The organism is Deinococcus alpinitundrae (assembly GCF_009982895.1).
GTDB lineage: Bacteria > Deinococcota > Deinococci > Deinococcales > Deinococcaceae > Deinococcus > Deinococcus alpinitundrae.
Map to the genome: position 1 here is coordinate 80,356 of NZ_WXZL01000010.1, position 14,504 is coordinate 94,859.

The window sequence follows — 14,504 nt, forward strand, 5'->3', positions numbered from 1 at the left end:
GTATACTGACTGCTTGCACTCCGGCGGATTCCTATGACCCAATCTGATTCACTCCCGATAAGTGACGGGCCACTCTACTCGCCGCGCACGGTGCGCGATCTGCTGGCCCGCTTTGATCTGCGGCCTACCAAGAGCCTCGGCCAGAATTTCCTGATCGACGGCAACACCCTGCGCGCCATCGCCGAGATCGGCGGGGCCGCGCCGGGGGTCAGCGTGCTTGAAGTCGGGCCGGGCCTGGGCGTGCTGACCCGCGAACTGGCCGGGCGCGGCGCGCAGGTCATCACCCTGGAAAAAGACGAGCGGCTGCGCCCGGTGCTGGCCGAAACCCTGGCGGGCCTGGACGTACAGGTCGTCTGGGGCGACGCGCTGACCTACGACTATGCGCAGTTGCCGCCCGGCACACGGGTCGTCGCCAATCTACCGTATTACATTTCCACGGCGCTGCTCTCGCGCTTCATGCAAGCCCCCAGCATCGTTTCGGCCACCGTGCTGGTGCAGCGCGAGGTGGCCGTGCGGCTCGGCGCGCAGCCGGGTCAGGACGGCTACGGCTACCTCTCGGCGCTGGTCTCACTTCACGGCAGCGCCCGCCTTGTGCGCGACGTGGCCAAGGGAGCCTTCTTTCCCGCCCCAGACGTGACCAGCAGCATCGTCAAGCTGGAGTTCAGCGGCGAGCGGCCCGCCCCCGCTTTCGTGCGCTTCCTGGAAGCGGCCCTGCACCACCGCCGCAAGACCCTGCGCAACAATCTGCGGCTGGTCGGCTACGCGGGCGCGGACATCGACGCTGCCGTTCTCGGCGCACGTCTGGGCGAGAGCGTGCGCGCCGAGGACGTGCCGCTCGATCAGATGAACGAAGTGTTCACAGCGCTGCCCCCGCTGGTTTCTGTAGACTGACGGCCTCATCCCACCTTGCAGCGGCCTTCGCCTGTCGGCGCGGGCAGACCAGCCGTGTATGATAAGCGTACTGAGGACAGAAATTCTCCTCGCAGCGCGGTGATTTCGACTGAGGAGTGCCGGGCAGGGCGTGGGGGCGGAGGAAGAGAGTGAAGTTTTATGTAATCGGCGACGTGACGGTGGACCACCTTTATCATCTGGACCATTTGCCCGCACCTGGCGAGGAGGTGGCCCCCAGCCGCGCCACCATGCAGCCGGGCGGCGCAGGCGGCACCATCAGCGTGACGCTCGCTCGGCTGGGCCACAGCGTGACCCTGGCCGCTCGGGTCGGGCAAGACCCGTTTGCCGACTTTGCGCTCTCGGGCGTGCGTGCCAGCAAGGTGTCGGAAGCGGCGGTGCAGCGCGACACCGAGGCGCTCACCAGCACCATCACGGTGATGCAGACGCCCGACGGCAAGCGGGCCATGATCAGTTACGGAGCTGCCAACCGCGAACTCGATCCGGCCAAGCTCAAGAAAAAAGATATCGACAGTGCCGACGCCCTGGTCGTCTCGGCCTACAGCCTCATCGGCGGACCGCAGCGCGACTATGCCCTCAAAGCGATGGCGATGGCCCACAAGGCTGGGGTGCCGGTGTTTCTCGACCTCGGCACCGGGGCCGTCAACGCGGTGGGCATGGGCCTCCTCGACAGCGCCGTCAGCGCCGATTACCTGCTGCTCAACCAGCACGAGTTGCTGGCCCTGACCGGCACCCACAGCATCAGCGCGGCACTCGTCACGCTGGGCGCGCGCGGCAGCAAGAAGGTGGTCGTCAAGGTGGGCGCGATGGGCAGCATCGTCTGGACGCCCGACGAGACCGAACTGGTGGACGCGGTGGCGGTGGGCGATCAGGTCGTCGACACCACCGGGGCGGGTGACACCTTCGTGGCGGCCTTCGCGCACGCCGCCCTCGGCGGCAAGCCGCTGGCCGAGGCTGCCAAGCTGGGCAATGCGGCGGGCGTGCTGAGCGCCACCAGCCTCGGCGCGCAGGCCCGGCCTATCAGCGCCGCCGAGCTGGAATCGTTCGCCTGAGCGGGCTGGAAACTGAGCGAACGAACGACAGGAAGGCGGCCCGAGCATCTTCGCTCGGGCCGCCTTCCTGTCGTTCGTCACCTGGCTACAGCAGTTGCGCGGCCTTCATGCACAGCCAGCCGAGCGCCGTGCAGGTGGGCAGGGTGATGATCCAGGCGGCCACGATGCGCCCAGCGACCTGCCAGCGCACCGCCTTGAAGCCCTTGGTGGCCCCCACACCCATGATGCTGGTCGAGATGACGTGGGTGGTGCTGACCGGAATGCCCAGGGCACTGGCTCCCTCGATGATGGCCGCGGCGCTCATCTCGGCAACGAAGCCGTCGATGGGCCGCAGCTCCACCACCCCGAAGCCCATCGTCTTGATGATCCGCCAGCCGCCCACCGCCGTGCCCAGGCCCATCGCCGTGGCCGCCGCCAGAATGATCCAGAGCGGCACGTTGCCGAGCTGGGTGCCCAGGTAGGTCGAGACCGCCAGCGTCATGATGCCCATGGTCTTCTGGGCGTCGTTGCCGCCGTGACTGTAGGCCATGAAGGCCGCTGAGAGAATCTGGAGTCGCCCGAAAACCCGCGTGACGGTGCGGGGCCGCAGTCGCCGGGCAACCAGCCACACTACCAGAAACATCAGCAGGATGGGAATCAGGAAGCCTAGCACCGGCGACGTCACCAGCCCCGCCAGCGTCTTGTTGACGCCCAGCGGAATGATAGCCCCCCAGCCGCCCACCGCCAGGCCCGCGCCGACCAAACTGAAGACCAGCGCGTGGCTGCTGCTGCTGGGAATCCCGCGCCACCAGGTCAGCAGATTCCAGATGATGGCGCTGACCAGGGCGGCGGCCACCAGCGTCAGCGAGGCCACGTCTGGCGAGATGATGTCCTTGTAGACGGTCTTGGCGACGGCGGTGCCGGTCAGCGCGCCCACGACATTGAGGACGGCGGCCATGCCGATGGCCTGGGCCGGGGTCAGCACCTTGGTGGCGATCGAGGTGGCGATGGCGTTGGCGGTGTCGTGAAAGCCGTTGATGAAATCGAAGGTCAGCGCCAGGGCGATGATGCCGATGAGGGCGAGCAGGGCCGTGTCCATCCGTTCAGGCGTTCTTCAGCAGAATGTTTTCGACGGTCTTGGCGACTCGCTGGGCCTGGTCCGAGGCGTCTTCGAGGAGAGAGAGGATTTCCCCGGCCCGCATCGCCTGAATCATCTGCGCCACCTCGCTCACGCCGTCGTACAAACTGGCCTGCGCCGCGTCGCTGAGGCGGTCGCCCTCGTCTTCCAGGGTGCGGACTTCCAGCGCCAGTGCGCTCAGCTCAGCGATGCGCTTCTTGTCCTCGATCAGTGGCATCCCGCGCGCGAGCACCTCGCACTGCCGCCGCACCACATCTGCCAGTTCGCGCATGACGGGCGTGGGCTTCACCTGGTAGAGCCACAGCTTGCGCCCGGCCTCCTCGATGAAGTCGGTCAGGTCGTCGAGCTGGGCGTTGAGTTCGATGATGTCCTCGCGGTCAAACGGCACGATGAACGAGTCGGCCAGCATCTGGGTGATCTGGGCGGCCAGGGTATCTCCAGCGTGCTCGAGGTCGCGCAGATGCCCGGCATGGGGTCCAAGGTCGCCGGACGCACCCAGCAGTTCCAGCAGTGCCTCGGCGGTCTGCTGAGCGTTGCGCGCCGAGGCGCTGAAGAGTTCGCCGAATTTTTCGTTCTTGGGCATGAAGCGTGACAGAACCATGACCTAAGCTAGCGGGTTTGGGCGGCGCAAATGTCAGGGTTTGGTAAGCTCACATTCCGGTGACATGCAACCAAGCGAACCCGCATGAGATGAACGAGGCGTGAAGGCAAAATCTATCTTTGGGCGCGGGCGGCGGCTCCCATCATCATCTCTGGGGCGAGGGGCGGCGCTAGCATGGAAGCGATTCTGGCTGGCCCCTCGCCTTCCGGCCAGCCGCCAAGGAGCCACATGACACAAGCGAATACCCAGCAGAGCGACACCCAGCCCAGCAAACTCGAGCAGCTCAAGGCCATGACCGTGATCGTGGCCGACACCGGCGACATCGAAGCCATCAAGAAGTACCAGCCGCAGGACTGCACCACCAATCCGTCGCTGATTCTCAAGGCCTCGCAGCTCGAAGGCTACAAGAGCCTGATGACCGAGGCCCAGGGCTGGGTCAAGTCCGGCGAAAGTGCCGACGACGTGATCGACAAGCTGACCGTGAGCATCGGCACCGAGCTGACCAAGATCGTGCCCGGCTACGTCTCCACCGAGGTGGACGCCCGGCTGTCGTTCGACAGGGACGCCGCACTGGCCCGCGCCCGCCACCTGATCAAGCTCTATGAGCAAAACGGCGTGGGCCGCGAGCGCATCCTGATCAAGCTGGCTTCCACCTGGGAAGGCATTCAGGCCGCCGAGATCCTCAAGAAAGAAGACATCCGCTGCAACATGACCCTGATTTTCGGGCTGGAGCAGGCCATCGCCTGCGCCCAGGCCGGGGCTTACCTGATCTCGCCGTTCGTGGGGCGCATCACCGACTGGTACAAGAAGAGCACCGGCACGAAGGATTACCCGGTGGACGAGGACCCCGGCATCAAGTCAGTGCGCGAGATCTACCAGCACTTCAAGGCGCACGGCTACGACACCATCATCATGGGCGCGTCGTTTCGGAGTGCCGCGCAGGTCGAAGCGCTGGCCGGGTGTGACCGCCTGACTGTCAGCCCGCAACTCCTGGGCGAGTTGGCTGAGGACCACGGCAAGCTGGAGCGCCAGCTCAACCCGTCTCAGGGCACCCAGAGCGAGGAACGGGTCAGCGAGGCCCAGTACCGCTGGAGCCTGGCCGAGGACGCGATGGCCGGGGAGAAACTCAACGAGGGCATCCGGCTCTTTCACCAGGACACCGAGAAGCTCAAGAGCCTGCTGAACAGTGACCAAGCCCCAGACAAGGCGGCGCAGGACAAGCAGCCGGTGGCCAACACTGGGGCCTGAGCCCCCGGCGCTTCCACAGGCTCTCAGCCGTTTTGTGAGCGCTGCACTAAGCCACACGGCGCACACTCGCCGCCGCGCCCCTCTTTATACTGAGGGGCGTGCCGTTTGATGCCCATGCCCTCGATACCCTGGATTACCCGCGCGTCCGCGCCGCCCTGAGCGAGCGCGCCGCCACGCCGATGGGCGTGCAACTCGCCCACCGCCTCTGTCCGGTGGCCGACGCTGCCCGCATCGAACGCGACCTGAATGAACTCGAAGACGCTCTGTTCGGCGTCTCACTCTCATTGGGCGGTATTGGCGACGTGCGGGAGCTGCACAGCCGCGCCAACGAGGGCCGGGTGCTGTCCGGCTCGGAACTGCTGGAAGTGGCCTACGCCCTCGACGCGGCCATGACGCTGCGCCGCAGCATCGTCAGCAATTCGCGCGGCCCGCTCCTGCGGCTCTCCGATCTGCTCGGCGAGCACAGCCTGCTGGTGCGCCGGGTCCTCGAAAGCCTGGACCGTGACGGGCAGGTGCGCGACGACGCCTCGCACAAGCTGCGCGAGATCCGGCGCAAGGTGGAGCCGCTCAGAACCCGCATCCGCGAGCGACTGACCCGCAGCCTGGAGCAGTGGGCCGAGGTGCTGCAAGACAACCTGATCACCATCCGCCGCGACCGCTACGTGCTGCCGGTGCAGGCCAGCCGGGTGGGACAGGTGCAGGGCATCATCGTGGACGCCTCGGCGACCGGGCAGACCTACTTCGTGGAACCGGCCAGCGTCACCCCGCTCAACAACGAGCTGACCCGGCTGCTGCTCGACGAGGAAGCCGAGGTGCGGCGCATCCTGACCGAGCTGAGCGCCCTGGTTGCCAGCGACGAGCGGGTCGCTTTGACCATCGAAACGGTGGGCGACCTTGACCTGATCGCTGCCAAGGCTGCCCTGTCGCGCGACTGGCGGCTCAACCGGCCCGAACCCGCGCCCGAAGCGGTGTACGTGATGCAGGAAGCCCGCCACCCATTGATCGAGAACCCGGTGCCCAACGACCTCTTGCTGGGCGAGAACGGCACCAACCTGCTGCTGATCACCGGTCCCAACATGGGCGGCAAGACCGCGACCCTCAAGACGCTGGGCCTGGCGGTGCTGATGCACCAGTCGGGCCTCTACGTGGCCGCCAGCCGCGCCCGGCTCGCTGTCGTGGACGACGTGCTGGTGGACGTGGGCGACGAGCAGAGCTTGGAAGAGAGCCTGTCGACCTTCGCCGCCCACCTACAACACCTGCGCTACGTGCTTCGGCACGCTTCCCCACGCACCCTGATCCTGATCGACGAGCTGGGCAGCGGCACCGACCCTGCCGAGGGCGCGGCCCTGGCGCAGGCCATGATCGAGCAGCTGCTCAGCCAGGACGCCCGCGGGGTCATCACCTCGCACCTGGCCCCGCTCAAACTGTTTGCGCTGGAAACGCCGGGCCTCAAGAACGCCAGCATGGGCTTTGATCTGGAAGCGCTCGCGCCGACCTACCATTTGCAAGTCGGGCAGCCGGGGCGCAGCTACGCGCTGGCCATTGCCCGGCGCATGGGCATTCCCGGCGGCGTGATGACCCGTGCCGAAACGATTCTGGGACCGGAAGGCGGACTGCTGGAGCGGCTCCTGGAGAACCTGGAAATCGAGCGCCGTCAGCTTTCGCAGGAACTCGAAGTCGCCAAGACCGCCCGCCGCGAGGCCGTGATCGAGCGTGACCGGATGCAGACCCAGCGCCACGATATCGAGGAGCGCCGGGGCGAATTGATCGCCGAGGCCTCGCAGAAGGCCGAGGTCGCCTACGCCCAGGCGCTCGAACAGGTGCGCGGCCTGCGCGCCCGTGCCCGTGAGGAATCGGCCCGCCCGCGCGTGTTGCAGGAATTGCGCGATCTGCGCCGCGCCGCCCAGCAAGAGCGGCCCCAGGCCAGCCAGCCCACCGAGCCGAGAGGTGACCCGTTGAAAGTCGGCAGCAGCGTCAATGTCCCGGCTTACGGCGCCGCCGGGCAGGTCATGGAGGTGCGCGGCGACGAACTGGTGGTGCAGCTCGGCGTGATGAAGGTCAATGTGCGCCGCCGCGACGTGCGCCTCAAGGAAGAACCCAGAAATACGGCGCTGGCCCGCAGCTTCGTGGGCCGCACCGCCAGCGCCTTCCAGACCGAGTTGCAATTGCGTGGCCAACACGTCGAGGAAGCTATTGAGGAACTGCGCAGCACCATCGGCGAGGCGGCGGCCCTACGCGAGACGCCGCTGCGGGTGGTGCACGGCAAGGGCCAGGGCGTCCTCAGGCGACTTATCCGCGACTTCCTCAAGGCCGACAAGCGCGTCGAGAGTTTCCATGACGCCGAGCCGAACCAGGGCGGGCACGGCGTCACGATCGTGAATCTGAAGGTGTAGCACCCGCCCTTCCATTTGGACCCCGGCCCGCGCCGTACACTCGGGGGATGTTGCCGCTGCTCCTCGATTTGCACCCCGACGCCTACCCGCTGGACGGCTACCGGCGCAAACAACTGCTCGAATGGGTGTTTGTGCACGGCGCGCCCAGCTTCGCTGCCATGACCAACCTGCCCACCAATTTGCGCGCCGAGCTGGAGCAGACCTACGCCTTAAATCCCTTTACCCGCACCGAGACGTTCGAGAGCACCGACGGCAGCATCAAGTACCTCTTCACCCTGCCGGATGGTCGGCAGATGGAAGCGGTCTACATGCCCTACCTCGACCGCAAGACCATCTGCGTCTCGACGATGGTGGGCTGCCCGGCCAAGTGTTCGTTTTGCGCGACCGGCGCGATGGGCTTCGGGCGTAACCTGACGCCGGGCGAAGTGGTCGGCCAGATTCTGGCGGTCAGCTGGCACCAGGGCTTCTCGCCGCGTGAAATGCGCAATCTGGTGTTCATGGGCATGGGCGAGCCGCTACTCAACTACGACCACACCATTGCCGCCGCCAAGCTGTTGCTGCACCCGCAGGCGCTGGGCATGAGCAAGCGCCGGGTGACCCTGAGCACGGTGGGCCTAGCCAAGGGCATTCGCAAGCTGGCCGCCGAGGACGAACTCGGCCTCAAGCTGGCAATCAGCCTGCACGCCCCCGACGAGGAAACCCGGCAGCGCATCATTCCCACCGGACAGGCCAACTCGATTGCCGAGATCATGGCGGCGGCCCGTGACTACCAGGCCGTCACCGGGCGGCGCGTGACTTTCGAGTACGCCATGCTGTCGGGCGTCAACGACCATCTGTGGCAGGCCGATCTGCTGGCCGAACTCCTGCAAGGACTGGTCAGTCACGTCAACCTGATTCCGATGAATCCCTGGGAAGGCAGCGGCTTTACCGAGACGCCCGAGCATGAATTGCAAGCATTCTACGACCGCCTCGCGGCGCGTGGGGTGCCGGTCAGCGTGCGCCGCTCACGGGGGCGCGACGCGGGGGCTGCTTGCGGGCAACTGGCCCTCAAGCAGCCGGGAGCGGTCAGCGGCGCTCCGGCGTAAATCACCGGGCATACCCGCCGGGCGTAAGAGTTGGGCAAGGAAACGGCTGCTAGCATGTCAGCCACGATGAAGACGTTATTGCCCTCGCCGCTGGCCCCTGCCCGTATCAAACCCGCAAGCCTGTACTGGCGCTGGGCTGCCCTGACGTTCGCGCTCGCCGCCGGGCCGCTGACCAGCCCACTCGCCCGCGCCCAGACAATGCTCGACACCTTGCAGACCATCAACATCTCCAACACCCTCGACCAGCAAAGCGTCAGCGGCGGGCAGGCGGCCCTCGACCGGGCCAAGGCACTCAAAGGCCAGCTTCAGGGCCAGGCCGCGCCGGACACCTCCGTTCCCGTTCCGGCCACGCCTGCAGCAGGCAGCGCCGCTCCAGCCGCCGCAACTCCGCCCGCTGCCACGATCCCCACCCTGCCGTTCAGCGACGCTCAGGCGGCCCGCCTCAAAACGGCCAAGACGCTGCTCTCGCAGAGCAAGTGGGCACAGGCCCGCGCCATCTACGAGGGCCTGATCGCCGACAACTACCAGCAGCCCGAGCCGCACTTCGGGCTGGCGCTGAGCCTGTTCGCGCTGAACGATCTCACCGGAGCGCGCTTTGAACTCAATCAGTTCGTGGCCCTGTCGCCGCAGAGCTTCGAAGGGCCTTACAACCTCGGCATCATCGCTGTGCAGAACAAGGACTACGACGAGGCGCTCAAGCAGTTCACGGCGGCGGCGGCCCTGGCCGACAAGGCCACCCCCAGTGCCCGCCGTCAGGTGCTCGAAGCGCTGGCCAGCGAGCAAAACCGCCGCCAGGACTACGCTGGTCTGAGCGCCACACTGACCCAGGCGCTGACGATCGACCCCAACGACGTCTCACTCCAGTACCGGCTCGGGCAGGCGGTGGCCCTATCAGGCAACGGGGCTGGAGCGCTGCCGCTGCTCTACGGCGCACTTCAAAACGACGCCACCCGCGCCGGGGCCGCGCTCCTGATCGCCGACATCTACGACGCCCAGAAACTGCCGGACCGGGCCGTACGCGAACTTGACAGCGCCGCCGGACAGACGCTCAGCGGCACCGACCGCGCCCGACTGCTGCTGCGCAAGGCCCAACTGCTGCAAGCCCAGAACCAGCTCAAACCCGCTGCCCAGGCAGCCCGGGAAGCCACGCTGGCCGATACCCGCTCGGCCAGTGCCCAGGCCACCCTGGGGGCGCTGCTGGCTGCCACCGGTGACCTCAGCGGCAGCCTCGACGCCTGGAGAAAAGCCGCGCCGCTCGAGCCCACCAACGCCAGCATCCTGCTCAATCTGGCCGCCGTGCAGCTCTCGCTCGGCCAGAACGCCGAGGCCCGCCACAACGCCGCGCTGACCCTCAAGCTGGCCGCCGACAACGACAGCGCCACCCTGGCCCGCGCCACCTTCGTGCAGGGCGTGAGCGCCTACCGCCTCAAGGATTACCCCGCCGCTGTCAGCGCCCTGAGCAGTAGCGCCGCCCGGCAGCCCAGCGCCGAAACCGCACTGTGGCTAGGCCTGAGTCACTACGCCCTCAAAGCCTACCCGGCGGCCATCGCGGCGCTGAGTGACAGCGTGCGGCTGGGCAGCACCCCCAGCGCCCGGCTCAACCTCGGCGCGGCGCTGCTGGCAGCGGGCCGCTTCGCCGAAGCCGAACCGAATCTGCGCAGCGTGGTGGTCGAGGACCCCGGCAATGCGGCGGCCTGGTATCAGCTGGGGCTGTCGCGCAAGGCCCAGGGCAAGAACGCCGAGGCCAAAACTGCCTTCACCTCGGCAGCCAAACTGGGGCTGGCCGCAGCCAAAGCCGAACTGAAATAAGCCCACCGTTCACACCCTCGTCACAGGTTTTACCGCGTTGCAAGCCGGGGAAAATACCCTACTCTGTAGCGTGAGGTACCTGACATGAGACTTGTTGGACGACGTTTACCCGATATTTTGATCGGCATCCTGATCGTGGTGTTGGCGCTGGGGCTGGGCAGTCTGCTGCTGACCCAGCGCAACCGCGCCGCCACCACCCCGAGTGCCCTGACGCCTCCGGCGGTGAGCAGCACGCCGGAGAGCACGGCCAGCATTCCCGCTGCCCCCGGCACGGCCCAGACCCAGACACCGGCCCAGACCCAGGCCGTCACGCCGCCCGCCGCCCCGGTGCCCAGCACGCCGAACAGCACAACGCAACCCGCCGCCCAGACACCAGCAGCGCAGACGGGTACGGCCCAAACCGGTTCGGCACCGTCCACTCCCGCGCCGTCCGGCACCGCTCCGACCCAGCCCGAGTCGCCCAGCACGCCCTCGACGCCTGCGCAGCCGTCGGGCAGTGCAGGCACGGTGACCAGTCCCAATACAGCCGCCACCGGCCCGATACCCACCAACAGCGTGGCCGCCCCGGTGACGCCGCAGCCCGATACCTCTCAGCCTCCCGTCACCACAGGGCCGGTCACGACCGCGCCGGACACCTCCTTGCCGAACTCGCCTGCCTTCGATGAGTCCGGGGCCACCACGCCTACCACCAGCACGCCCGCTCCCCGCAGCGGCGGCCCAGTGGCGACCAGCGAGAACCGCACCCCCCTGCGGCGCGACTACCGCATCAGCCTCGGGACCTTCGGCAGCGAGGCCGAGGCCAACGCCAGCACCGCCGCCGTGCGGGCGCTGGGCTACACCGTCTACCCGATTGACCTGGGCTCCCAGGTGGTGGCGCAGGTCGGTCCCTTCGCCGACGCGGCCACTGCCAACGCCGCCCTCAGCGACATCTCGCGGACTTACGGCGGCGCGGCCCTCTATGCCCCCCGGCAGTCGGCCACCGGCACCCCACCGTCTAGCAGTCAATCGCTCGAACAGCCTGCCGCCAGCAGCGCCGCGTCGAGTTCGGCCAGCACCACGGCTCCAACTCCGACCACACAAACGACCAGCCCAGCAGCCAGCACTGCCACACCCACACCACCAGCTCAGGCAGCTGCACCCAGCAGTCCGGTGTATTTGCAGGTTGGGGCCTTTGACCGCCAGGAGAGCGCCCAGCGCATGGTGGGCCTGCTCGGCGATCTGGGCTACTCGCCCAGCGTGCAAGCGCCTGAAGGCAAAAAGGTCACGGTGCTGATTGGTCCCTTCTCCGGCGACGCGGTGCTGCGGGCCGAGAGCAAACTGAACGACAACGGCTTTGATCACTTCCGGGTGCGCTGAACTGAGGTGGCCTGGGCTAAGGGCCACGTGATTGTTCCCGGCATTCCCACCGCCGCTGTTTCACGGCTGGTCACCTACCTGCGGATTCTGGAAGAGCTGGAGCGCGCCCAGACCCTGACCACCAGCAGCGGCGCACTGGCTGGGCGCGCCCAGGTCAGCGCTTTTCAGGTCCGCAAAGACTTGGCCTACTTTGGCCGCTTCGGCACGCGCGGCATGGGCTACACCGTCAGCGTGCTCAAACGCGAACTGACGCGGGTGCTGGGCCTCAACCGCTCGTGGAACGTGGTGATCGTCGGCATGGGGCGGCTGGGGCAGGCCATCGCCCATTATCCGGGAGCCAGCGAGTACCAGTTCGGCTACGTAGGCCTCTTTGACGTGAAGGCCGACCTGATCGGGCAACATGTGGACGTGCCTGCCCAGCGCGAACAGGCAGGGCCGCTGGGGCAGGCCGCGCCGCCGCGCCAGCTCAGGACCCGGCACATCCGTGATCTGGCCGACTTCGCCGAGCAGCAACGAAGCGCGGGACAGGCCATCGATATGGGCTTCCTGGCGGTGCCACCCGAACACGCCCAGAGCGCGGCGCAGTCGCTGGTCGAGGCCGGGGTCAAGGGTATTCTCAATTTTGCGCCCACCTTAATTCAGCCGCGACCCAAAGAAGGCGGCACTTTGCAAGAGATCAGTGACGAGTGGCGTGATGTGATGGTCGAGAACGTGGACTTTCTGGTGGGCATGAAGCGGCTGGCGTTTTATATGCTCAATCCGCAGCTCAAAGACCAGGACCCGGAGGAGAGGACATGAAGCACGAAAACAACAGGCGCTATTCCCACAAGATCTGGCTGCTCGGCGCGCTGATGCTGCCGCTGGCGGGGTGCGGAGACGTCGGTACCACCGGCTCCGCCCAACTTCCGACCACCTTGAATATCGGCATCAGTGTCAACGACAGTGCATCGGCAGTCACGGTGACGAAGACGGTCACGTCGGCAACCGCAGGCACCGCCGGTACGCCTGCTATACCGGCGGTGCCCGGTGTGGATGGCCAGCCCGGAACCCCAGCGGTTCCTGCGGTTCCGGGCACACCCGGCACGCCTGCCAAAACCACCTGGACGACCAGCAAGGCGGGTGCGGCAACGTTCGTCTTTACCAGCCGTCCCGGTTCAGACGCTGGGTATATCACCAGCTACCGCATTGTCAGCGACGTTATCAACGGTCAGGAGATGGTGAATACACCCGTCACGAACCCGAACCAGAAACTGAACATCTATGTACCGTCCGGGTACAGCTGCCCCACGGCCAGCGCTGCCCAGTCCTGCGACGCAGCGGCCACGACGAGCGTGCTCGCCAACGGTGTTCCTACGGAACCTCTCTCCATTGATTTTGCCAGCCCACTTTCTGATGTTGTAATTGCGAGCAACGCTTCAGCCTACCGAAGCACCGAGATCGAGTTTCTGGGCACCAGCAGCCGTGGGAAGACCTTTGTGATCAAGACCGAGGTCAGTTCGGTGGGCTATAAAGCGGGCGACGAGTAAGCTACCCTGACCTCCCCCTCACATCCCATCTGCTAAACTCCTCTTTATGAAACTGGTACTCGCCATCGTCCAAGACGCCGATACGCCGGGGCTGATGCGGAGCTTATCTGAGCAGGGCTACGAGGTCACCAAGCTGGCCTCGACCGGCGGCTTTCTGCGCGAGGGCAACACTACCTTGATGATTGGCGTGCAAGACGAGCGGCTGCCGCACCTCAAGGTTCTGGTGGCCCAGAACTGCCGCAGCCGCAGCCGCCTGGTTACACCCAGCGTCCCCATGGGTGAGCAGGGCGAGGGCCTGGTATCCGACCCGGTGGAAGTGCCGGTCGGCGGCGCGGTGATGTTTGTGGTCAACGTGGACGAGTTTGTGCGGGTCTGAACTGATTTGCCCTTCTACCCGAAGTATCCCGCCTAGAATGGCGGGATGATTCGTTTTGCGCTCCCGCTTTCACTGGTTCTGCTCGGCAGCGCCGCCCTCGCCCAGGTGGGGGGCCCCGCCACGTCGCTCAATGGCAACCCGGCCCTCAGCGGCTACACCAGGAGCGGCAACACCCTGGCTTCGCCCGACGGTACCCAGATCACGCTCTCCAGTCGGGGACCGTATCTGGCGGGGGCCACCATCACGCTACCGACGTTCGACGCGGCCAGAGCAGGCCAACTGCTCGGCGTGCTGACCGGCTACGGCGACGGCCTGAGCACGCCCTACGCTGGGTATCTGGGCAATCCGCAGGTCAAGTCTCAGCTCAGTACCCCGGCGGGCACGTCCATTAACGCCGAGCAGTACCAGGTCACCACCCGGCAGATCGGCGCGAGATTGCAATTCAGCATCAAGCTAAGCGAGGTGCCCGCCAGCACCTTTGTCAGCACGGCCAACACCACCGGTCCCGACAAGACGGCGGTGGTGCTGCGCTTGTTCAGCGACTTCCAGTGCCCTTACTGCGAGCAGTTCGAAACCCAGACCTGGCCCACCCTCAAGGCTGACTTACAGAAAAGTTTCGGCGGCAAAATCAGGGTCGAGTTTCACCAGTTGCCTTTAGAGCAGCTGCACCCCAACGCCCGCGCCGCCGCCGAGGCCAGCGAGTGCGCTGCCGCGCAGGGGCAGTTCTGGGCCTATAAGGACACGCTATTTGATCCCAGAAACTGGGCAGTCTGGACGGTAGCCGCCAATCCCAATCCCAATTTCCTGGCGCTGGCAGCGGGCGCCAAGCTCAACGCCGACCAGTTCAAGACCTGCCTGGCCAATCGGGACGGCAAGGTAGCAGTGGACGCGGGGCTGAAGGAAGCGGCGGCGGTGGGCGTTAACGGCACCCCGACCTTGTACGTCAACGGCTACAAGGTGGCCAACATCTACGACCCCGCCGCCACCCTGCAACTGATCCGCTACGTGCTGGGCCAGTAACAGTTGGAGCAC

13 protein-coding genes are annotated in these 14,504 nt (G+C 66.4%); 11 read left to right on the plus strand and 2 right to left on the minus strand.

The genetic code is table 11. The features are described 5' to 3' along the window. Nucleotides 1–33 precede the first annotated feature (33 nt). Entirely contained in the window at nucleotides 34–891 is an 858-nt protein-coding gene (rsmA, locus tag GUI70_RS11190) for a 16S rRNA (adenine(1518)-N(6)/adenine(1519)-N(6))-dimethyltransferase RsmA (RefSeq protein ID WP_161882398.1), read from the plus strand. 149 nt (nucleotides 892–1,040) lie between these two features. Further along, nucleotides 1,041–1,961: a carbohydrate kinase family protein gene (locus GUI70_RS11195; protein WP_161882399.1), complete on the plus strand. Its 921-nt coding sequence runs from the start codon at nucleotides 1,041–1,043 to the stop codon at nucleotides 1,959–1,961. An 85-nt stretch (nucleotides 1,962–2,046) separates the two neighbouring features. Here the strand turns inward: GUI70_RS11195 and GUI70_RS11200 are convergent, their stop codons facing one another. Together GUI70_RS11200 and GUI70_RS11205 are read right to left on the minus strand one after the other, a co-directional pair. Continuing rightward, entirely contained in the window at nucleotides 2,047–3,039 is a 993-nt protein-coding gene (locus GUI70_RS11200; protein WP_161882400.1) for an inorganic phosphate transporter, read from the minus strand. Nucleotides 3,040–3,043: 4 nt separating this feature from the next. Continuing rightward, on the minus strand, nucleotides 3,044–3,679 hold the full coding sequence (locus GUI70_RS11205; protein WP_161882401.1) for a DUF47 domain-containing protein: 636 nt from the start codon (nucleotides 3,677–3,679) through the stop codon (nucleotides 3,044–3,046). Nucleotides 3,680–3,907: 228 nt separating this feature from the next. Between GUI70_RS11205 and tal the strand changes: the two genes are divergently transcribed. The 9 genes from tal to GUI70_RS11245 all read left to right on the plus strand — a co-directional run bounded on the left by tal (nucleotide 3,908) and on the right by GUI70_RS11245 (nucleotide 14,492). Beyond that, nucleotides 3,908–4,927, plus strand: a complete 1,020-nt coding sequence (tal, locus tag GUI70_RS11210; protein WP_161882402.1) for a transaldolase — start codon at nucleotides 3,908–3,910, stop codon at nucleotides 4,925–4,927. Between the two features lie 98 nt (nucleotides 4,928–5,025). Further along, nucleotides 5,026–7,320 carry an endonuclease MutS2 gene (locus GUI70_RS11215; RefSeq protein ID WP_161882403.1) on the plus strand — a complete coding sequence of 765 codons (2,295 nt, stop codon included), beginning with the start codon at nucleotides 5,026–5,028 and terminating at the stop codon, nucleotides 7,318–7,320. Between the two features lie 50 nt (nucleotides 7,321–7,370). Continuing rightward, nucleotides 7,371–8,405 carry a dual-specificity RNA methyltransferase RlmN gene (rlmN, locus tag GUI70_RS11220; RefSeq protein WP_161882474.1) on the plus strand — a complete coding sequence of 345 codons (1,035 nt, stop codon included), beginning with the start codon at nucleotides 7,371–7,373 and terminating at the stop codon, nucleotides 8,403–8,405. Nucleotides 8,406–8,471: 66 nt separating this feature from the next. Beyond that, a complete protein-coding gene (locus GUI70_RS11225; protein WP_161882404.1) occupies nucleotides 8,472–10,214 on the plus strand; it encodes a tetratricopeptide repeat protein in 1,743 nt (580 codons plus the stop codon). Between the two features lie 84 nt (nucleotides 10,215–10,298). Beyond that, nucleotides 10,299–11,570, plus strand: a complete 1,272-nt coding sequence (locus tag GUI70_RS11230; RefSeq protein WP_161882405.1) for an SPOR domain-containing protein — start codon at nucleotides 10,299–10,301, stop codon at nucleotides 11,568–11,570. Nucleotides 11,571–11,600: 30 nt separating this feature from the next. Then, nucleotides 11,601–12,368 (plus strand): redox-sensing transcriptional repressor Rex, encoded by a 768-nt coding sequence (locus GUI70_RS11235; protein ID WP_161882475.1) that lies wholly within the window; start codon nucleotides 11,601–11,603, stop codon nucleotides 12,366–12,368. Beyond that, nucleotides 12,365–13,096 (plus strand): hypothetical protein, encoded by a 732-nt coding sequence (locus tag GUI70_RS24000; protein ID WP_202630460.1) that lies wholly within the window; start codon nucleotides 12,365–12,367, stop codon nucleotides 13,094–13,096. Before GUI70_RS11235 ends, GUI70_RS24000 begins: the two co-directional genes overlap by 4 nt. A gap of 46 nt (nucleotides 13,097–13,142) precedes the next feature. Further along, nucleotides 13,143–13,472, plus strand: a complete 330-nt coding sequence (locus GUI70_RS11240) for a cyclic-di-AMP receptor (protein WP_161882406.1) — start codon at nucleotides 13,143–13,145, stop codon at nucleotides 13,470–13,472. Between the two features lie 45 nt (nucleotides 13,473–13,517). Then, nucleotides 13,518–14,492: a DsbA family protein gene (locus GUI70_RS11245; RefSeq protein WP_161882407.1), complete on the plus strand. Its 975-nt coding sequence runs from the start codon at nucleotides 13,518–13,520 to the stop codon at nucleotides 14,490–14,492. Nucleotides 14,493–14,504: the final 12 nt, after the last annotated feature.